Below are 19,556 nucleotides of genomic sequence, written 5' to 3' on the forward strand. Positions count from 1 at the left end.
CATGACTTCCCAATTCATTCATCGTCCGGTACTGTCGATCGTAATATCCATTCTCATTACCTTGATAGGCTTGTTGTCTTTAAGCCGGCTTCCTGTTACCCAGTTTCCCGATATCGCGCCTCCCGAGGTCAATGCCACAACCAAATATATAGGCGCCAATGCGGAAGTGGTCGTCAAGGCCGTGATCACGCCGCTGGAGAGAGCGATCAACGGCGTGCCCGGCATGGCCTATATGTCGTCTGTTTCCGGCAATGACGGCAGCGGTGAAATCCAGATTATTTTCAAGGCAGGCACCAATCCTGATGTCGCCGCCGTCAATGTGCAGAACCGGGTATCTTCGGTGCTGGACGAGCTGCCAGCAGAAGCCATTAAAGCAGGGGTTATTGTCGAGAAAGTACAAAACGCCATGCTTTTATATATCAACATACTCAGCTCGGACCCCACGCTGGACGAGAAATTTCTTTACAACTTTGCCGACATCAATGTTCTAAAAGAGCTCAAAAGAATAGACGGGGTCGGTTTTGCTGAAATCCTGGGCTCCAGGGAATACGCCATGCGCGTGTGGCTGAAGCCCGATAAACTGTTGATGTACAACATCTCGGCGATCGAGATAGTCGAAAAATTGAAGGCTCAGAACGTAGAGGCGGCGCCGGGAAAGATTGGCGAAAGCTCGGGCAAGAGGGCGCAGGCGCTGCAATACGTTTTAAAGTACACGGGCAAATACAATACCAGGAATGCGTATGAAAACATCGTCCTGAGCGGCAAGGAGAATGGCGAAATCCTGCGGCTCAAGGATGTGGCCGAAATTGAATTCGATTCCCAGGATTACAACGTCCTTTCCAAAGAAAACGGCCGGCCTTCCGCCGCCATTTTGTTAAAGCAGCGTCCGGGCAGCAATGCCAAGGAGGTGATTAATAACATTAAAGCAACAATGGCGACGATAAAATCAACTTCCTTCCCGCCGGGCATGGACTATACCCTGAGTTATGACGTTTCCGAGTTTCTGGACGCATCCATTCATGAAGTCGTTAAAACCCTGGTGGAAGCCTTCCTGTTGGTTGCCCTGGTGGTGTTCATCTTTTTACAGGATTTTCGCTCCACCCTCATACCCATTATTGCCGTGCCGGTGTCGCTGGTCGGCACCTTTTTCTTCATGCAGCTGATGGGCTTTTCCCTCAATCTCATTACCCTGTTTGCACTGGTTTTGGCTATCGGTATTGTCGTGGACAACGCCATTGTGGTCATCGAAGCCGTTCACGCCAAAATGGAACATTCCGGCATAGGGTCGATAAAAGCAACCGAACAGGCCATGCGCGAAATCAGCGGGGCAATTATCGCCATCACGCTGGTGATGGCGGCCGTGTTTTTGCCGGTGGCCTTCATGGAAGGCCCCGAAGGCGTTTTTTACCGGCAGTTTTCCCTGACCATGGCGTTTTCCATCGTCCTCTCGGGGATCACGGCGCTCACTCTGACTCCCGCGCTGTGCGCCTTGTTTCTCAAGCATATTCATGGTTCCGGGCATGCTGAAAAATCGGGCTTACAGCTTTTCTTTGCGGGATTTAATAACTGGTACGACAAGCTGTCCGATAACTACAAAAAACTGATCGGCGCCATCGCTGACAGAAGGATTATAACTTTTGGGGTATTGGTTGGATTTTCTGTAGGATCCGGTTTGATAGGAACTTATGTCCCTACAGGCTTTATCCCTGAAGAAGATCAAGGGACTATCTACGCAAATATCACGGCGCCATCGGGAGCAACCCTTGAGCGCACCGAAAAAGTGTCGGATGAGGTGCAGCGCGTTGCATCGGGCCTGGACGGTGTGATTTCGGTTTCCAGCCTGGCAGGGTTCAGTCTGCTCTCCGAAGGTACAGGCGCCGTGTACGGCATGAATCTGATCAGCTTGAAAAATTGGGAGGAAAGACCGGCTTCCGATAAAGACATCATCCGTGATCTGGAAGAAAAAACCCGCTATATCAAAGATGCCAGCATCGAGTTTTTCACGCCGCCGCCGGTGCCGGGTTATGGTAATTCCAGCGGCTTCGAAATGCGCTTGCTGGATAAAACCGGTTCGGACGATCTTCAAAGATTGCAGAAAGTGGCCGATGCCTTTGTGGAAGAGCTCAACAAGCGGCCCGAGATCCTGAATGCCTTTACCACTTTCAACGTCGGTTTTCCGCAGTTTCTGCTGTATATTGACAATGATAAGGCCGCGCAAAAAGGCATCACCGCCGAGAACGCCATGAATACGCTGCAAACCCTTATCGGCAGTGAATATGCCACCAACTTTATCCGTTTCGGCCAGATGTATAAAGTCATGGTGCAGGCGCTGCCCGAATATCGCGCCCAGCCCAATGATCTGATGAAGCTGTATATCAAAAATGATGCAGGAAAAATGGTGCCTTTTTCTTCTTTCATTCGTGTTGAAAAGGTCTATGGCCCTGAGCAGGTAACGCGTTACAACATGTACACCTCGGCTATGGTCAACGGCCAGCCGGCGCCGGGATACAGCAGCGGGCAGGCGATCGCCGCCATCAAGGACGTGGCCGCGCAAAATTTGCCGAAAGGCTTTGGCTACGATTGGGCGGGCTCATCCAGGGATCAGGCCCAGGCGGGCAATCAGGCGATTTATATTTTTATGATTTGCCTGTTGTTCGTTTATCTGCTGCTTGCCGCCCAATACGAAAGCTTCCTGTTGCCCATGCCGGTGATTCTCTCGCTGCCGATCGGCATTTTCGGCGCCCTGTTTTTTCTGATGATCATGGGCCTTGAAAACAATATCTACGCGCAGATCGCGATGATTATGCTGATCGGCATTCTCGGCAAGAACGCCATTTTGATCATTGAGTTTGCCACGATGCAGCACCGGCTGGGAAAAACGCCGCTCGCAGCCGCCATTGAAGGCGCAGCACTGCGTTTGCGTCCCATTTTGATGACCTCATTTGCCTTTATTGCCGGTCTTATTCCGTTAATGTTTGCTTCGGGCGCCGGCAAGATAGGCAACAATACCATCGGCTCGGCCGCGGCAGGGGGGATGCTTTTCGGGACAATTTTCGGGGTCGTTGTCATCCCGGGTTTATATGTGGTGTTTGCAAGCATTGCAGAGAAGCGTCATCGCGCCGGAAAAAAAGAAGATGCGGCATTCACTGAAACTATCTAATCCCAATGAAGCGTAGAATTTATCACTCCCTGACCCGTTCGTTAATCGTTATAATTTTTACTGGCTGCACCACACTCAATACCGACTTGTCTATTTCTGAAAAGACAATACCTGCCAGTTTCCCGCAGCAAAAAAGCACCACGACGATTGCCAGCATCAACTGGCGACGGTTCTTCGCCGATGCGCATCTGGTAAAGCTGCTGGACACTGCAATAAAAAACAACATCGACTTGGAAACAGCTTTGCAACGCATTGAAATCTCACGCTCAAGCGTGAAGCTGGCCAATGCCGCCCTGCTGCCGCGAGTTGAGCTGGCAGTCGGCGGCGGGGTTCAGAAATTCGGGCTGTACACAATGGACGGCGCAGGCAACGCTTCCACTGAAATTACGCCAGGTCGAATTGTGCCCGAAAATTATACCGACATCTTTCTGGGCTTGCAGTCATCGTGGGAAGTTGATATTTGGGGAAAATTGCGAAATCAGCGCAAGTCCGCTATTTCATACTATCTGGCCAGCATTGAAGGAACCAATTTTGTCATTTCAAATCTTGTTGCCGGCGTTGCGATTTTCTATAACGAATTGCTGGCGCTGGATAATGAGCTGGACATTATCCGGCAGACCATCCGCAAACAGCAGGAGGCCGTCGATGTCATCAAAATACAGAAAGAAGCCGGCAGGGCAAATGAATTAGCGGTGCAGCAATTCAAGGCGCAACTGCTCAACAGCCGGGTACTGGAAAAAAACGCGCTGCAACAGATCACCGAAATCGAAAACAAAATGAATTTCCTGCTGGGGAGCTATCCGCAACCCATTGAGCGGGCCAAAAACGTTTTTTTCGAGGAAATTCCGCAGCAAATTTCAGCGGGTTTTCCTTCGCAATTGTTGGCAAACCGCCCGGACATTCGGGAAGCGGAATTTCAGATCGAGGCCAGCAAATTCGATTTGAAAGCGGCAAAGGCGGCGTTCTTTCCGAATTTCAATATCACGGCCACCCTGGGTTATCAGGCATTCGATCCCGAGTTTTTATTTGTATCGCCGGCCTCGCTCGCATATTCGCTTATGGGCACCTTGGCTGCGCCGCTGATCAACAGGAATGCCTTGAAAGCACAGTTCAACACAGCCAAGGCAAACCAGTTGAGCGCTATGTACAATTATCAGCGCACTATTTTGAACGCCTATGTTGAAGTGGCGAATCAACTCTCAAATCTTCGGAATTTACAAAATATCCATGCGCTGAAAAAACAACAGAGCGACGTGCTGAAACAGTCTGTTGAAACCTCTAACGCGCTTTATAAATATGCCAGGGCCAGCTACCTGGAGGTGCTTATTGCGCAACAGAATGCCTTGCAGGCGAACCTCGAATTAATCGATGTCATCAAACGCCAGCGCCTGGCGACAATAAACATCTACAAGGCCCTGGGAGGAGGCTGGAAATAACAGCGGCTTTTACGATGATCAAAACGGGAGGAACAGGTAATCAGGATCTTCCTTTACTCAACCAAAGTAAAGCCGATTTTGATAGTGACCTGCCAATGGGAAATCTTGCCGTCGGCTATATGGCCGCGGGTTTCGACGACTTCCAGCCAGCGCATGTCGTGGACAGTTTTTGATGCTTTGCTGACTGCATTTTCGATGGCATCCTGTATGCCGACTGTTGATGAGCCGGTCAGTTCTAGTTTTTTGTAAATATGATCATTCATGGTCTCTTTCCCCTTGGGTGTAATAAAAATCCAGTTCCTGCAAACGCTCCGGGGTGCCGATATCCATCCAGAAGCCGTTAAATATTTGCCCTGAAACCCTTCGTTCCGGTATGACCAGGCGCAGCAGAGGCGCCAGTTTGCTTTTTCCGGCGGGTATGCTGCGGAACAGTTCAGGTCGGTACAAGCCAATGCCGCTAAAAGTGAACCTGGCAGTGCCATTATCCACGACTATGCCGGCGCTATCCAGGCCAAAATCGCCCTGAACATGATGCATGGGGTTATTGACCAGCACCAGATGGGCCAAATCGACAGGCACATTTTTGAGCAGGATAAAGGGGAAGTCGGTGGCAATATCGCCATTGACTACCAGAAACACCTCATCACCCAACAAGGGCAAGGCCTTAATGATGCCGCCGGCAGTTTCAAGGGCTTGTTCGCCTTCCGGAGAATAGCTGATATGCGCATCAAGCCTGTGGCCGTCGCCGAGCTTTTCTTCTATTTGCCGGCCCAGACGGGCATGATTGATGACTATATCGCTAAAGCCGGCCGCAACCAGCTGGTTAATGGTATGTTCGATAAGAGCTTTGCCTGCGACTGACAGTAAGGGTTTTGGAATATGGTCAGTTAATGGCCGCATTCTTTCGCCGCGCCCTGCGGCCAGAATCATCGCTTTCATGCTGTTACGCCGTATATCGGTAAAACCTGGCTGTGCAGAAAATTACTAAAGTCAGAAAATTCAGGATAAGCTTGCGCCTGGGTCATGACATAGTTCAGGGTGCGGGGTATGTCCTTAAGATAATCGGGCTTGCCGTCCCTTAAATGCAGACGGGAAAAAATGCCGATGGCCTTAAGGTGGCGCTGCAGTCCCATCAGGTCAAACCAGCGTTTAAACTGAGCCCGACTGCAAACGATAAGCCCGGCATGAGAAAGACGCTGGAAATACCCGGTCATCCATGCCTCCACCTGCTGCTCAGGCCAGGCTATATAGCAATCCCTTAACAGGGATACCAGATCGTAGGTAATCGGGCCGATAACCGCATCCTGAAAATCCAGCACGCCGGGCGAATCCTCATTTAATACCATAAGATTGCGGGAATGGAAATCCCGATGTACGCATAGCCTGGGCTGCTCCAGCGCCGAGTCGATAAGCACGGTATGAATTGAGCTTCGTATGTGCTCCGGAAGCTCAATGCCGAGTAACTTATCCAGAAACCACTCGTCAAAGATAGCCAGTTCTCTCTCAAGAAGAGGCTCATCGTAACCGGACAGGCCGCTGTTTTGTAAGGGCGTTTGCCTTTGCAGCTTGAATAAACTGTCGAGAGCGCTTTGATATAAAGCTGTAGCGTTGCCGGCAGTGAGCTGATCCAGAAAGCATTGCGTACCGAAATCCTCAAGCACTAAAAAACCTTCGCTCGGGTTTTGATGAAAAATGGCCGGCACCTTGACATTAGAGCGGGCCAGCAAGTCAGCGATTTTTATGAAAGGCTCAACGTTTTCCTTTAGCGGCGGCGCATCCATGACAATGAATTGGCCCTGCGGCGTCCTGATTCTGAAGTAACGCCGGAAACTGGCATCGCTGGAAGCCGGCTCGCAACAATTGATAGTCAGCAACAGATCGTTTTCAAGCCAATCGAGCATAGCTATTGCTCTTAAGTCTCCAGGCATCATCATGGGCAGGCGGATTAGTTATTATGCGGCAGTGAATATAAGGTAAAATGACTTTCAGGCATTTTATTCGATTTACGATTCATTAAGCTAATAAACTTATATTTTCTATGCTCCGCCGTTTATTTCTGGTTTTTTTACCCTCATTTTACCTCCCTGTCAGTTTTGCCAATGAAGCCTCATGGAATTGTCAACAAGATAAAAATAGCAAGGAATGGGTTTGTGTTGGCGATAAAAAACCTGCAAGTAAAACTGCTGAAAGCCCTCCTCCGGAGCAACCTGAAGCCATTAAAAATGCCCGGCCGGCGCTGTCAAAACCTGTTGATACTCAACCCGCACCAGCGGAACCTGAACAGATTGAAAAATCCGCGGTCTCTGAAGCGGAAGAAAACATTCCTGCAAAGAGGCCGTATCCGGTTCAGGACTCGTCACCGGGAGAAGCCGCGCCTCAGGCTGAAACCAGGCGTCCGGGCTGGAACTGTAATGTTGATGAGGAAAATAAAGGCTGGAATTGCAATCTGTCCGGCACTGATCCTAAAGGCGAGGCCAGGATTGTAGGAACCGATGAAGCCGGATTCAGTCTTCTGAATCCGGCGTTTGATTATGAACAGGAGCGAACCTTTAGCACTTTAAAGTCACGGCTGAAATATGATCCCTGGGAAAATTGCACTATACAGCTTGGAACCCGGCCTGTTTTTGTGCCAGGCAAGGATTTACGGAATGTATCGCCGTTGGATGTGAAATCTGATTATTCCGAAATATTCGAGAATGAAATCGGCAGTTATTACGGCAATGTCCAAATAAGCCGCGCCGATCAGAGCTCATCTTCCGATATAGCTAATTACGACAGTGTTTCGGAGACCTTGAATCTGCAGGGAAATGTCTATTACAGCGAGGATGAATTGAGTTTGTATAGTGAGGCCGCCACGCTCAAATTGACTTCCGATGAAGCCAGGCTGCGGAATACGATTTTTATTGCTCCTGCGACGCCGCTCAGAGGCCGGGCAAAAGCGGCTTATCGCGATAGCAAAGCCTTGTCCCGCTATAAAGATGTGGCTTATACCAGCTGCCAGCCCGGCAATCAGGACTGGGTCGTGCATGCGTCCGAGTTGAAACTGAACAAGACTACCGGCAAGGGCGCCGCTAAAAACGCCTGGCTTGAATTCAAGGGGCTGCCGGTCTTTTATTCGCCTTATCTGTCTTTTCCGACCGATGACAGAAGGCTTTCGGGTTTTCTGGCGCCGGCATTCGGCACGACGCGCACGGGCGGATTTAACTTTTCCGCGCCTTATTACTGGAATATAGCGCCAAATTTCGATGCGACCCTGAAGCCTCGTTATTTCACCAAGCGAGGCATTATGCTGGGCGGCAATTTCCGTTATCTGACCGAGCACTTCAGAGGAATTATAAGCGGGGAATATCTGCCCAATGATGAGCTCAGAAAGAAGCCGCGGTTTCTGGCTTCAAGTAAAAACAACAGCGTTTTTACTCCCGAGCTGTCGTTAAACTGGGACTTGAATTTTGTTTCCGATAAAGATTATTTTGCCGAGCTGGGCAATGCGCTCAGTTTCCCCAACTTCAGTTTTATCAGAAGCACTGCCGATTTTAATTATATAAGACCGGGCATTGCCTTTGTCAGCCGGCTCGAGAACTACCAGACCGTTGACCCGGCTTTAAGCGGCCGGCAAATCCCTTATCGCCGCTTGCCCCAGTTTAATTTGAACCTGAACCATTCGTTCAGTTTCATGCCGCTGGATACAGCGATGGAAAATGAACTGGTGTATTTTCAGCATAATAATGACTTGCCCACGGGACAAAGATTAAATGTCAAACCCTCGTTCAGTTTTCCATTGAAAACCGCCAGCGCTTTCCTGACGCCCAAGGCGTCATTGCAATACACGCAGTATCTGCTGCAGAATCAGGTAGCGGGCAGGCCCGACAATATTTCCAGGGCGCTGCCTATTTTGTCTGTAGACAGCGGTTTGTATCTGGAGCGGGATATTAATCTGGCCGGCAAATCCATGCTGCATACGCTGGAGCCCCGGCTGTTTTATTTATATATTCCCAAAAAGGATCAGAGCGATATTCCGATCTTTGATACGGCCCTGTATGACTTCTGGTACAGCAGTCTATTCCGGGAAAACCGCTTTAGCGGCACGGATCGGGTGCAGGATGCCAATCAGGTAACCGTTGCCTTAACTTCGCGATTGCAAGATCCTGCAACCGGCAGGGAAAGGCTGAGGCTGAACATCGGTGAAATCCTGTATTTTCGTGACCGGGAAGTTACGGCGCCCGTCATTACCGTCAGTAAAAACGGCAAGTACCTGGAAGGCCCCGTTGAAACCAGTACGCTATCGCCCCTGGTTTCAGAATTATATGCCCAGCTGACCGATCATGTTTCTATGGAAACCGGCTTGCAATGGGATCCTGACCAGAATGATATTGTCCGGGGCAAGGCAGTGCTTCATTTTATCAACCAGCCGGATGAGATTATTAATGTGGGATATCTTTACAGAAAAAACAACCTGATTGAGAATACCCTGAACAGCAATAATATCCCTCTGAATGATCCGTTAAGAGATACCAGTTTTATAAGAAGCAATGACATTATCCAGACGGACGTGTCGTTTCGCTGGCCGATATACAATAACTGGTATGCGGTAGGACGCTGGCAATATTCGCTGCTCTACAACACCACCCAGGACAGCTTTATCGGCCTGGAAAAAGAAAATTGCTGCTGGCGTTTTCGCGTCATCGGGCGGCGCTACATTAACAGTATTATCAATAATAACCTCATTAATACCACTAGCGATCTCAATAGCCTCAATACCACAGTCAGCGGCACCAGCCAGACCGGTGTATTTTTCCAGATAGAGCTTAAGGGCTTGACAGGGATAGGAGAAAAACTGGACCGATTCTTCGAGCAGAGTATTTACGGTTACCGGAAACCTCAACAATGATAGATCAGAAAAAAATGACCAGGGTGATTGCATCTGTCCTGTTTTGCAGTTTTTTATTCAGCAGCTTTCCAGTTCAGGCTGAAGTGCTGGATACCATTATTGCCGTGGTTGAAGATGACGTTATTCTGGAGCACGAGCTGCAGCGCGAGGTAGCGGCAATCGAGCAAAGAATTCAAGCCGCTAAGGCGGCGATGCCGCCTGCGTCCGTGCTGCGCAGACAAGTGCTGGAAAAGATGATTGTCGATAAGCTGCAACGGCAGCTGGCCGAAAGAGCCGGAGTTAATGTTACCGAGGAAATGCTCAATAGTTCAGCGGCTGATATTGCCCAAAGAAATAATATGAATTTGCAGGAATTCAGGGCGGAACTGGAAAGCCAGGGTATTAGCTATAAAAGTTTTCTGGATAATATGCGCAATGAAATTATCATAAATCAGCTGCGGGGCAGAGAAATAGGCGGGCGTATTAAAGTAACGGATAGAGAGGTCGATCACTACCTGGAAACCCAGGATAAAATCGGTGAACAGGCTGTTCAGTATCATTTAGGCCATATACTGATTGCCGTGAAAGAAGCCGCCTCTGCAGCGCAGATACAAAAAGCTCGCAGTAAAGCTGAAGTCATTGTCAAGAACCTGCGGGCAGGACAGGATTTCACGCAAAGCGCAATCAGCGAGTCGAATGACGCCAATGCGCTAAAAGGAGGCGATTTGGGTTGGCGGACGATGGGCGACATCCCCACATTGTTTGTGGATGTGGTCGGTAAATTGGCTCAAGGCGAGGTGGCGGAGCCTATCCGCAGCCCAAGCGGTTTTCATATTATAAAAATGCTGGAGCTAAAAGGCCTTGATGCCCACATGGTGACCAAAACCAAGGTCCGGCATATCCTGATAAAAACCAATGAGCTGATTGATGATGCGGAGGCAAAAAAACGCCTGCTCGCCTTAAAAGCGCGTATTGCTGACGGCGATGATTTTGCAGCGCTCGCACGCGCGCATTCCGATGACAAAGGTTCGGCATTAAAGGGCGGATCACTCGACTGGGTTGGGCCCGGAGACCTGGTTAAGCCGTTTGAAGAAGCTATGGGGAAACTGGCCGTCAATGAAATCAGCGAACCTGTACAGACTCAATTTGGCTGGCACTTGATTCAGGTGCTGGACCGGCAAAATAAAGACAACAGCGAGGAGTTTAAAAGAAATCTGGTTCGGGAGGCAATCCGCAAACGAAAAATTGAGGAAGAAACAGAACTTTGGCTGCGCCGCTTACGGGACGAAGCTTTTGTAGAAATCTATCAGGACCGGCTTTGAATAACGCAGCGGCGATCAACCGTTCGAAGAGCATGAAATAGAGGATGAATATCAGCAATAAACCGGCCGCATCCCGGCAAGGCGCGAAGACTCAGTTGAAAACTCTTTTGCAGCCGATACTTCAGGGTAAAACCATAGAGTCTGAGCGTACGCTAATCAAGGAAGTAGCGGCTGAACTGCACACTGATATTCTGGATTGCGCCGCCGCGTTGCTGATCTGTTTAAATCAGGAAGCCCCTGCTTTTAAACATGCATTCTGCTGCACGCCGCAAAAGCCGGATAAATTAACCGCTCTTGAAAGTCTCCAGACGAGCACGAAAATGGTCCGCTATCGTCTGGATGTGGGGCGTAAAAACCAGCTTACTCTGGAAGAACTCAAGAAGGTATTGGTTGAGGAGTCAGGCGTCGATAAAAATAATATCCGGAATGTTAATATACAAGCGGATTACACGCTTATCGAACTGCCCGATAAAATGCCGCTGGATATATTCGAGCATTTAAAATCAGTGGAAATTAATCACCATAAGCTCGATATAAAGCGGGTAAAATCCCGCCATAAAAAGCGCCGGAATCCTCGTTCCAGACAGACATTGCAGCCTAAGCCTAGATTAATTGATGACGGTGATAATAAAATCGGGGTTGAGTAGCCAATTAAATAGGGCATTTAAGCAAGCCCTTTCCGCGCCGTCCATATGATTGCCTAAGAAAAATAATGCAATTCCCGGAGCGACTCCCTTAAGAAGTTGAAGCATGCGCCTAGTTAATTTTAATGACAGCTAATTTAAGCAAAATGACAGAAATTCAATATATAAACACGCCTGCTCAACTGGCGGAGCTGTGTAAGCAGATAAAGAAAGAACCCTGGCTGGCTCTTGATACCGAATTTTTACGCGAAAAGACCTATTATCCGAAGTTCTGCTTGCTGCAAATAGCAACGCCGGAATGGGTGGCCTGCATTGATCCTTTGGCACTGCCTGATCTGGATAGTCTTTTTGAAGCCTTATACAGTCCATCAATTGTCAAAATATTTCATTCCTGCCGCCAGGATCTGGAAATTTTTTATCAACTGACCGGCAAATTGCCGACACCTGTTTTTGATACCCAGCTAGCGGCGCCGCTGCTGGGTTTTCAGGAAAATCCCGGTTATGCGATGCTGGTTTCCAGTTTATTGAATGTTAATCTGAACAAAGCCCATACCAGAGCGGATTGGAGCCGGCGGCCATTGACCGGCGATCAAATTCAATATGCTGCAGATGATGTGATTTATTTATGCAAGATTTATCAATTAATGGCCAGTAAATTAACTGAGCTGGGCAGGATGGATTGGCTCAGGCAGGACTTTGCCGAGCTGGCCAATCCGAATCTTTATGAGGTGACGCCGGAAAAAGCCTGGCTGAAAATCAGAGGCAAAAACAAACTGACGGGAAAGCAGTTGTCAATTGTTCAGGCACTGGCTGAATGGCGGGAAAAATCGGCGCAGTCCGAGAATCGCCCCAAGAGCTGGCTGCTGCGGGATGAATTGCTGTTTGATTTGGCCAAACTGCAACCGGAAACGGTTAGCCAGTTAGTCAATGTGCGGGGCGTCAATGAGCGCGTCGTTAATCGTTATGGACAGGAACTGTGCCGGTTAATCACCGCCGCCAAGCAACGTCCGCCGAGTCCTTTAAATGCCAAAGGGCGGCCGGTTAAAAAAACCCAACAGCAGGAAGCCGTACTGGATATTTTAACGGCATTAGTAAGAATACGGGCTGAAGAGAATGCCTTGAATCCCGTCATTCTCGCCGCCCGTAAAGATCTGGAAGCGCTGCTGTTTAATGATGAAGAGGAGGAGTGCTTATTACTGCACGGCTGGCGCTTCAGCATGGTGGGCAGGGAATTGGTAGGCTTATTAAAAGGCGAACTGCTGCTTGGCGTTAAGTCGGAAAAACTCAATATTATCGAGAAAGCAGTGCTTGATTACTAGGGCGGCGAAATGCCTCAGCCCTTAGGGTCGGAGAGAAACGGCGGTGATGCTGTTTTTTGGAGATCCTTCAATAACTCTATCGCTATAAACCAGATAAACCAGAGCATTTCGCTTTTTGTCATAGAAACGTACGACCTGCATTGATTTAAATATTAACGAAGTGCGCTGCTTGAAAACCTGTTCATTGTCACGTTTGCCGCTCCTGATATCATCAGGGAGGGTGACAGGGCCGGTCTGCTGACAGGAAATGGACGCATCCGATTTATCCTCGGCCACACCGATACCTCCCGAAATACCTCCCGTCTTCGCCCGGCTCAGATAACAGGTCACGCCGGCTACTGCCGGATCATCGAAAGCTTCAACGACAATCTTGTCATCGGGTCCCATCCATTTGAATTTTGTATCAACATGGCCCAATGTTTCCGCACCGGCTGTTAACATGTTAAGTACCAGAGCAAGGCTTAGCAGCGACCAAAAAATTAGCTTTTTCATTGGAAAGAAACTCCTGAATGTTGGAAATGGAACAGTTTTAGGCAAGTATGTTAATCGTGCTGTGCATTGTTACATTTGATTTTAATTGTAGCGAGTATTTTTTATGTAGGTTCTGTTTTTCTATTCAGCCAGATTAAATTGACGAGGCCATGCAGGATTATTAAATAAATCATGAGCCATCTTTGACAATTTATTTTAAAGCATAAGGTGCAATGGCCGGAAAGACTGCCGCTTTTTTCCAGGTTTGCTTTGCTAAAACGATTTATGAAGTTTAGAAATGACCGATTTATATCAGCTACTGTAATAATCTTCCGTAATAGCACCCGTTTAATTTGTTTTTATAGGGAATTTAATGCAAAGCAGCGAATCTCTGAAACAGCGTTAATGCTCAAAAGTTTTAGCTTAAAATGCTGGCATGGCTTTGTACCAGATCTGCTGCCGGCTGAATTTCCTGACCTGACTTTTTATACAACTCTTTACAAGGAACCTAAACATTATGAAAAATATAAAACAACTGGAGCGTTGGGCATGGTTGCTGGATAATTCAATTCGTATTCCTGGAACTTCTATCCGGATGGGGCTCGATAGTCTGATAGGCTTAATTCCGGGCATAGGTGATGTAACGGGGGGAGCTTTATCCAGTTATCTCCTGCTGCAGGCTGTTAGTACGGGAGTTCCTACTGTAGTTATTGCCCGCATGGCCGTAAATATCGTATTTGATACGCTCATAGGCATGATCCCTGTAGCCGGCGATATTTTTGATATTGTTTTTAAAGCAAATCAAAAAAATATTGAACTGATGACCGCTTACCATAATTCACCCCGAGAAGCGGTCAGAAGAAGTGCGGTCTCTATCGCGATAATATCAATTTCCCTTATTAGCGGGCTGGCGCTTGTTATTTGGGCAGCTGTTAAGATATTGATATGGCTGATAAATGCCATTAATTAACCGGTATTCAGTCTTAAGCCTTAGCAATCTGCCTTAAGTCTGCTGAACGGTTTTCATTTATAACCCACGAGGAACAGATAATGGCCAATATGCAATCTCCCACTATAAATAATCCCAGCGTTTTAATTCCGGTTAATCCGGCCATTGAAAAGTATATGCGCACTTTAACAAGTCAAACTGATCATCCGGTATTGACGCAGATGGAAACTCTGGCGGAAGAGAAAAGTTTTCCTATCGTTGGGCGATTAGTAGGTATTTTTCTTGAGACTCTGGCAAAGACCGCCAATGCCAAACGGGTATTTGAATTTGGCAGCGGCTATGGTTATTCCGCTTACTGGTTTGCAAGAGCAGTTGGGCCTGATGGCCAAGTGATTTGCACAGACGGCGATGCGGCGAATAAGGTAAAAGCGCAGCTATATCTTGATGCTGCCGGTTTATGGGACAGAATTGATTTCCGGGCGGAAATCGCCCAGGAAGTTTTTGCCAGGACTGACGGTCTATTCGACATTTGTTACAATGATGTTGATAAAAATGAATATCCGGAAGTTTGGCAAATGGCTAAAGACCGGATTCGTCCAGGCGGGCTTTATATTGCCGATAATGTACTGTGGCATGGACGCGTAGCGGTGGACAACTATGTTGATGTATTTATCGGCTGGACCGAAGCCATAATGGAGCATAATCAGCTCATATTTAATGATCCTGAATTTGACGCTTTTATAAATCCGACCAGGGATGGAGTTATTGTCGCGCGCAAAAAGACAGTATGAGTTCTAAAATAATGCATCGGCAAATTTAAAGAACCTGGCGCTTTATTGCTTTTTCAAGCTGCCGTAGTTGCCCTGAATCCAGCCATTTTTTGCACCAGACATTAAGCGCAGTGGCGTTGGCTTTCATTACATTAAACTCCTGGCGAGCCTGGCCCGGTTGCTCTTTAGGCCACCAGGAGTGGGCTTCCAGTTGTTTTTGTAAAAAATCACGCGCCGGTGCAAATTCTGATTCATTTATTTTCATAATGTATTTCCATCTGTATTAATCGGTTTTGGCTAAGAATGAGTGCTGAAAAATCATAAGTTTAAACTGGCTTTGCGGTAGAAGTCAGGCAATTTTCTGTTCACGCCTTGGAGTTACACTTGCTCATCAAGTTCCTGATCGGTGTATGCTTGGAATTGCTCCGAAATTTTTCTTATGGCTGGATGCAACTTAAATGACAGTTTTTAAGCTACTGACTATTGCCATGCTCTCATTATTTATTGTGCAGGTATTTTTAATCTGATGCGTATAGCCCTGGCTTATATTAGCGTCATTTTGCTTTGGGCGACAACGCCGCTGGCCATTAAATGGAGCGGCGAAGGTTCAGGCTTTCTATTTGGCGTTACCGGACGGATGGTAATAGGCGCCGCCTGCATATTATTCGTAATGGGAATAAAGGGGCAGCGCCTGGCCTGGCACCGTAAAGCCGGATTGACTTATTTGGCCGTGGCCGTACAGATCTATGGATCCATGCTGGCTGTTTATTGGGCCGCGCAATTTATTCCTTCCGGCTGGATTTCAGTAATATTTGGCCTGACACCTTTGCTCACGGCTTTACTGGCGGCAATGTGGCTGGGAGAACGCAGCTTGAAAGCGGGCAAGTTGTTATCGTATGTTCTGGGCAGTAGCGGCCTGGCCATTATGTTCGGTTCGGCCTTGCAGCTGGGTCATAATGCTGTGCTGGGCATTATCGGCGTGCTCACCGCCGCCTTGCTGCAATCGACAAGTGCAGTCTGGATAAAACGCATTGATGCAAAAGTCCCTGCTTTATCTCAGGTAGGAGGGGGGCTAACAGTGGCAATACCGCCTTATTTGCTAACCTGGGCGATAATGGATGGTCATTGGCCGGCAGTAGTATCGCCCCTCAACTTGATAGCCATTATTTATCTGGGCGTAATCGCTACTACCATAGGTTTTGTGCTGTATTACTATTTGCTTACCCGGCTTGCGGCTACGCGTGTCGCGCTGATTACCATGGTTTCGCCGGTGTTGGCCCTGATTATTGGAAATGCCATTAATAATGAACCACTGACTTTAAAGGTTATAGCGGGTACTTTTCTAATTCTAATAGCGCTTATTACGCATGAATTTGTTGATCGATCAAGTGCCGGTAAGTCAGGAAGTATCATTAAGGAAGAGGCATAGATAAACTGTTAGATAAAAAATAATCAAGAAGAGTTAAAATGTTTTTGCTCAAGTTACATTTTTAGTGCTACTATTTGGACGCTGTGAAAGTTTGAGCCGGCTTTAATTTAATGAAGCTGGGATTTGTAAAGCCGACCAAAATTGGCGTTTTTTTAAGTAAGAGTGTGATATGTCAGATCAAGTTGTAGGTACTGTTAAATGGTTCAATGATGAAAAAGGTTTTGGATTTATTGAGCAAGAAGGCGGCAAAGATGTTTTTGTTCACCATAGCGCAATTAACGGTTCCGGCCGCAAAACCTTGCGGGAAGGCCAAAGAGTTACGATGCAGGTAACTCAGGGTCAAAAAGGCCCGCAAGCAGAGAATGTAACCCCCGCGTAACAAACCGATAAGCGAACCCAAAGTCAACTGACTTTGGGTTCGCTCTTTGAATGTAATGACTCGGACAACTCCCTGCCATTGTCCAGTGGCAAGGGATTGCTAAAAGCGCCACTGTGCGAATCGGTTTGGCAAAGACTTAAAGACAGGCTATTCTATTTGTACTTTTTGTATTAATAGCTATATATGTTGTAACTAAAACCGGCTTGTCCATTTCTGCGTAAGATGAATACCGGTGGCAGTGTTTTATGCTGGATAAATTTCGCCGATATCCGCTGCTAGCCCCTGGCGTTCTTTATTAATATTCCGGACTTCCGAAAGCCGCGCCAAAGCAATTCGCCTTGCCTGTCTTCAATCCTCGACACATTACACGCACAGACTGTGCCTGAGCAAGATATTTGTCAGTAAGAAGGACTGCCTACCCGCTTCCCTGCCGCTGCTCTTGTTTTATTAGCAAAAAACCATACTATACCTGCATGATAAATAAACCTTTGCCTGCATGCCCAAGTTTCACTTGACTACATTCTGGCTGATTCCTGCGCCTGTCAAAACGGTTTGGTCATGCCTGGTCGATACTGAAACATGGCCATCCTGGTGGAAATACGTGATTGCAGTCGAGCAAATGGAAGAAGGGGATATAAATGGAATTAACAATGTCAGACGTTATTACTGGCGTACCTGTTTGCCGTATAGCCTGATGTTGAATTTGCGGGTAACGCAAATTCAAGCTAATCGCTTCATTAATGTTGAAGTAACAGGCGATTTACAGGGGGAGGGCATTTGTCAATTAACTTCCGCAGGCTCGACAAATCAAACTCAGGTTGAATTTAAGTGGCGGGTATATACCTGCAAACCCTGGATGAACTGGTTTGCTTCCTTGACTCGCCCAATTTTTGCCTGGAACCATGCGCGGGTCATGAAAAAAGGTGAGCAAAGTTTGATTCAGCATCTGGCAACCATGAAAAATTCATAATTCCTATGGAATACTAATCTTTATCAGGTTAACCTGTTCAATTTACTATTTTTGTCAAAAATCATGGCGCAATACATTTATTCAATGAATCGGGTCGGCAAGATTGTCCCGCCCAAAAAATACATACTCAAAGACATATCTCTTTCTTTTTTCCCCGGTGCAAAAATCGGCGTACTCGGTTTAAACGGCTCGGGTAAATCTACTCTGCTGAGAATCATGGCGGGTATAGATAAGGATATTGAAGGCGAAGCCATCCCGCAAAAAGGCATTAATATCGGCTATTTGCCACAGGAACCGCAACTCGATTCCACTAAAACCGTGCGCGGCAATGTTGAAGAAGCAGTCGCTGAAATCAAGGCGGTATTGCAGCAACTGGATGCGGTTTATGCCGCTTATGCCGAACCGGATGCAGATTTTGACAAACTTGCTGCAGAACAGGCGCGCCTGGAGGATATTGTCAATGCCTGTGACGGCCATAATGTGGAGCGTAAACTTGAAGTCGCAGCCGATGCGTTGCGGTTGCCGGCTTGGGATGCCGATGTCAGCAAATTATCAGGCGGTGAAAAACGCCGCGTCGCCTTATGCCGTTTATTATTGTCCAATCCCGATATGCTGTTGCTGGATGAGCCTACCAACCACCTGGACGCAGAATCAGTGGCCTGGCTCGAAAGGTTCCTGCACGATTATCCCGGAACCGTCGTCGCGGTAACCCATGACCGTTACTTCCTGGACAATGTCGCCGGCTGGATTCTGGAGCTGGACAGAGGCTCCGGCATACCGTGGGAAGGCAACTATTCAAGCTGGCTGGAGCAAAAAAGCGCTCGTCTGCTGCAGGAAGAAAAACAGGAATCCTCTCGCCAAAAGGCCATGAAAGCTGAACTCGAATGGGTGCGTTCCAATCCCAAAGGCCGACACGCCAAAAGCAAGGCCCGGCTGACGCGCTTTGAAGAACTGTCTTCATCCGATCTGCAAAAGCGCAACGAAACCCAGGAAATCTATATTCCGCCCGGCCCGCGCCTGGGCGACATTGTTATTGAAGCAGACCATATCTGCAAGGGTTTTGGCGACAGATTACTGATTAACAACCTGAGCTTTAAATTGCCTCCGGGCGGCATAGTCGGCATCATCGGCCCTAACGGCGCCGGTAAAACCACGCTGTTCCGCATGATGGCCGCTCTTGAGCAGCCTGATTCCGGCGCTTTAACACTGGGACAAACGGTGCAGCTCGCCTATGTTGACCAGTTGCGTGATGACATGGACCCGAAAAAAACCGTCTTTGAAGAAATCTCCGATGGTTTGGATATGATAACCGTAGGCAAGTATGAAACACCATCTCGCGCTTATGTAGGCCGCTTTAATTTTAAAGGCGCGGACCAGCAAAAACGCATCGGCGATCTTTCCGGCGGTGAACGTAATCGTGTGCATCTGGCCAAGCTGCTGAAAAGCGGCGGTAATGTGCTGTTGCTTGATGAGCCGACTAACGATCTGGATGTGGAAACCCTGCGCGCACTCGAAGAAGCATTACTGGCTTTTCCCGGCTGCGCCGTGGTTATTTCACATGATCGCTGGTTTCTGGATAGAATCGCTACCAACATGCTGGCCTTTGAAGGGGACAGTACTGTTGTCTGGTTTGAAGGCAACTATGCGGATTACGAAGCCGACCGCCATCGCCGCCTGGGCAGTGATGCCGATAATCCACATCGCCTAAAATATAAAAAATTGTCGCAGTAGTATATTTCCATACCTGCAGGGAAGCAGGGCACACTATTCATTGCTCATGCCTGAATAATAAATCTTTTACCCAAGATGGCTACTGTAATTCCGAGCATACCGGCATTTA

18 protein-coding genes are annotated in these 19,556 nt (G+C 47.9%); 13 read left to right on the forward strand and 5 right to left on the reverse strand.

All coding sequences use genetic code 11. The features are described 5' to 3' along the window. Position 1 precedes the first annotated feature (1 nt). On the forward strand, positions 2 to 3,160 hold the full coding sequence (locus HUX64_RS18295) for an efflux RND transporter permease subunit (RefSeq protein WP_174627624.1): 3,159 nt from the start codon (positions 2 to 4) through the stop codon (positions 3,158 to 3,160). 5 nt (positions 3,161 to 3,165) lie between these two features. Next, a complete protein-coding gene (locus HUX64_RS18300) occupies positions 3,166 to 4,596 on the forward strand; it encodes a TolC family protein (RefSeq protein ID WP_174627625.1) in 1,431 nt (476 codons plus the stop codon). A gap of 53 nt (positions 4,597 to 4,649) precedes the next feature. Here HUX64_RS18300 and HUX64_RS18305 read toward each other — a convergent pair whose 3' ends face one another. From HUX64_RS18305 to HUX64_RS18315, 3 genes are read right to left on the reverse strand one after another with little or no spacing between them, the layout of a single operon-like run. Beyond that, complete coding sequence (locus HUX64_RS18305; protein WP_174627626.1) at positions 4,650 to 4,859, reverse strand: dodecin; 210 nt, start codon at positions 4,857 to 4,859, stop codon at positions 4,650 to 4,652. Then, positions 4,852 to 5,535, reverse strand: a complete 684-nt coding sequence (murU, locus tag HUX64_RS18310) for an N-acetylmuramate alpha-1-phosphate uridylyltransferase MurU (protein ID WP_174627627.1) — start codon at positions 5,533 to 5,535, stop codon at positions 4,852 to 4,854. The genes HUX64_RS18305 and murU overlap by 8 nt, the downstream gene beginning before the upstream one ends. After that, the gene (locus HUX64_RS18315; RefSeq protein WP_246247130.1) at positions 5,532 to 6,497 is read right to left on the reverse strand and encodes an aminoglycoside phosphotransferase family protein; all 966 of its coding nucleotides are present in this window, start codon (positions 6,495 to 6,497) and stop codon (positions 5,532 to 5,534) included. The genes murU and HUX64_RS18315 overlap by 4 nt, the downstream gene beginning before the upstream one ends. 137 nt (positions 6,498 to 6,634) lie before the next feature. Here HUX64_RS18315 and HUX64_RS18320 point away from each other — a divergent pair, with 137 nt between their 5' ends. The 4 genes from HUX64_RS18320 to rnd all read left to right on the forward strand — a co-directional run bounded on the left by HUX64_RS18320 (position 6,635) and on the right by rnd (position 12,748). Next, entirely contained in the window at positions 6,635 to 9,484 is a 2,850-nt protein-coding gene (locus HUX64_RS18320; protein ID WP_174627629.1) for an LPS-assembly protein LptD, read from the forward strand. Continuing rightward, positions 9,481 to 10,785: a peptidylprolyl isomerase gene (locus tag HUX64_RS18325; RefSeq protein ID WP_174627630.1), complete on the forward strand. Its 1,305-nt coding sequence runs from the start codon at positions 9,481 to 9,483 to the stop codon at positions 10,783 to 10,785. Before HUX64_RS18320 ends, HUX64_RS18325 begins: the two co-directional genes overlap by 4 nt. 44 nt (positions 10,786 to 10,829) lie before the next feature. Beyond that, a complete protein-coding gene (locus HUX64_RS18330) occupies positions 10,830 to 11,432 on the forward strand; it encodes a DbpA RNA binding domain-containing protein (RefSeq protein WP_174627631.1) in 603 nt (200 codons plus the stop codon). A 143-nt stretch (positions 11,433 to 11,575) separates the two neighbouring features. Then, positions 11,576 to 12,748: a ribonuclease D gene (gene rnd, locus HUX64_RS18335; protein WP_174627632.1), complete on the forward strand. Its 1,173-nt coding sequence runs from the start codon at positions 11,576 to 11,578 to the stop codon at positions 12,746 to 12,748. Between the two features lie 21 nt (positions 12,749 to 12,769). Here rnd and HUX64_RS18340 read toward each other — a convergent pair whose 3' ends face one another. Beyond that, entirely contained in the window at positions 12,770 to 13,240 is a 471-nt protein-coding gene (locus HUX64_RS18340) for a CreA family protein (protein WP_174627633.1), read from the reverse strand. A 207-nt stretch (positions 13,241 to 13,447) separates the two neighbouring features. On the opposite strand from HUX64_RS18340, the gene HUX64_RS18345 reads away from it, so the two are divergent. The 3 genes from HUX64_RS18345 to HUX64_RS18355 all read left to right on the forward strand — a co-directional run bounded on the left by HUX64_RS18345 (position 13,448) and on the right by HUX64_RS18355 (position 14,959). Continuing rightward, positions 13,448 to 13,783, forward strand: a complete 336-nt coding sequence (locus tag HUX64_RS18345; protein ID WP_174627634.1) for a hypothetical protein — start codon at positions 13,448 to 13,450, stop codon at positions 13,781 to 13,783. Further along, on the forward strand, positions 13,737 to 14,189 hold the full coding sequence (locus HUX64_RS18350) for a DUF4112 domain-containing protein (protein WP_174627635.1): 453 nt from the start codon (positions 13,737 to 13,739) through the stop codon (positions 14,187 to 14,189). Before HUX64_RS18345 ends, HUX64_RS18350 begins: the two co-directional genes overlap by 47 nt. Before the next feature lie 80 nt (positions 14,190 to 14,269). Next, the gene (locus HUX64_RS18355) at positions 14,270 to 14,959 is read left to right on the forward strand and encodes an O-methyltransferase (protein WP_174627636.1); all 690 of its coding nucleotides are present in this window, start codon (positions 14,270 to 14,272) and stop codon (positions 14,957 to 14,959) included. 25 nt (positions 14,960 to 14,984) lie between these two features. Here the strand turns inward: HUX64_RS18355 and HUX64_RS18360 are convergent, their stop codons facing one another. Beyond that, positions 14,985 to 15,203 carry a hypothetical protein gene (locus HUX64_RS18360; protein WP_174627637.1) on the reverse strand — a complete coding sequence of 73 codons (219 nt, stop codon included), beginning with the start codon at positions 15,201 to 15,203 and terminating at the stop codon, positions 14,985 to 14,987. Positions 15,204 to 15,464: 261 nt separating this feature from the next. Between HUX64_RS18360 and HUX64_RS18365 the strand changes: the two genes are divergently transcribed. The 4 genes from HUX64_RS18365 to ettA all read left to right on the forward strand — a co-directional run bounded on the left by HUX64_RS18365 (position 15,465) and on the right by ettA (position 19,447). Next, positions 15,465 to 16,367, forward strand: a complete 903-nt coding sequence (locus tag HUX64_RS18365) for a DMT family transporter (protein WP_174627638.1) — start codon at positions 15,465 to 15,467, stop codon at positions 16,365 to 16,367. Positions 16,368 to 16,536: 169 nt separating this feature from the next. Further along, positions 16,537 to 16,746, forward strand: a complete 210-nt coding sequence (locus HUX64_RS18370; RefSeq protein WP_174627639.1) for a cold-shock protein — start codon at positions 16,537 to 16,539, stop codon at positions 16,744 to 16,746. A gap of 496 nt (positions 16,747 to 17,242) precedes the next feature. Beyond that, entirely contained in the window at positions 17,243 to 17,716 is a 474-nt protein-coding gene (locus HUX64_RS18375; protein ID WP_174627640.1) for an SRPBCC family protein, read from the forward strand. 63 nt (positions 17,717 to 17,779) lie between these two features. Beyond that, entirely contained in the window at positions 17,780 to 19,447 is a 1,668-nt protein-coding gene (gene ettA / locus HUX64_RS18380) for an energy-dependent translational throttle protein EttA (RefSeq protein WP_174627641.1), read from the forward strand. The last annotated feature ends 109 nt before the right edge of the window (positions 19,448 to 19,556 follow it).

It is taken from the genome of Candidatus Methylobacter favarea, from assembly GCF_902806695.1.
Lineage (GTDB): Bacteria > Pseudomonadota > Gammaproteobacteria > Methylococcales > Methylomonadaceae > Methylobacter_B > Methylobacter_B favarea.

Bases quoted from the DNA above. Each gene is read 5' to 3' on its own strand.
- HUX64_RS18295 (WP_174627624.1), top strand. From the start codon at position 2: ATGACTTCCCAATTCATTCATCGTCCGGTACTGTCGATCGTAATATCC.
- HUX64_RS18300 (WP_174627625.1), top strand. From the start codon at position 3,166: ATGAAGCGTAGAATTTATCACTCCCTGACCCGTTCGTTAATCGTTATA.
- HUX64_RS18305 (WP_174627626.1), bottom strand. From the start codon at position 4,859: ATGAATGATCATATTTACAAAAAACTAGAACTGACCGGCTCATCAACA.
- murU (WP_174627627.1), bottom strand. From the start codon at position 5,535: ATGAAAGCGATGATTCTGGCCGCAGGGCGCGGCGAAAGAATGCGGCCA.
- HUX64_RS18315 (WP_246247130.1), bottom strand. From the start codon at position 6,497: ATGCTCGATTGGCTTGAAAACGATCTGTTGCTGACTATCAATTGTTGC.
- HUX64_RS18320 (WP_174627629.1), top strand. From the start codon at position 6,635: ATGCTCCGCCGTTTATTTCTGGTTTTTTTACCCTCATTTTACCTCCCT.
- HUX64_RS18325 (WP_174627630.1), top strand. From the start codon at position 9,481: ATGATAGATCAGAAAAAAATGACCAGGGTGATTGCATCTGTCCTGTTT.
- HUX64_RS18330 (WP_174627631.1), top strand. From the start codon at position 10,830: ATGAATATCAGCAATAAACCGGCCGCATCCCGGCAAGGCGCGAAGACT.
- rnd (WP_174627632.1), top strand. From the start codon at position 11,576: ATGACAGAAATTCAATATATAAACACGCCTGCTCAACTGGCGGAGCTG.
- HUX64_RS18340 (WP_174627633.1), bottom strand. From the start codon at position 13,240: ATGAAAAAGCTAATTTTTTGGTCGCTGCTAAGCCTTGCTCTGGTACTT.
- HUX64_RS18350 (WP_174627635.1), top strand. From the start codon at position 13,737: ATGAAAAATATAAAACAACTGGAGCGTTGGGCATGGTTGCTGGATAAT.
- HUX64_RS18355 (WP_174627636.1), top strand. From the start codon at position 14,270: ATGGCCAATATGCAATCTCCCACTATAAATAATCCCAGCGTTTTAATT.
- HUX64_RS18360 (WP_174627637.1), bottom strand. From the start codon at position 15,203: ATGAAAATAAATGAATCAGAATTTGCACCGGCGCGTGATTTTTTACAA.
- HUX64_RS18365 (WP_174627638.1), top strand. From the start codon at position 15,465: ATGCGTATAGCCCTGGCTTATATTAGCGTCATTTTGCTTTGGGCGACA.
- HUX64_RS18370 (WP_174627639.1), top strand. From the start codon at position 16,537: ATGTCAGATCAAGTTGTAGGTACTGTTAAATGGTTCAATGATGAAAAA.
- HUX64_RS18375 (WP_174627640.1), top strand. From the start codon at position 17,243: ATGCCCAAGTTTCACTTGACTACATTCTGGCTGATTCCTGCGCCTGTC.
- ettA (WP_174627641.1), top strand. From the start codon at position 17,780: ATGGCGCAATACATTTATTCAATGAATCGGGTCGGCAAGATTGTCCCG.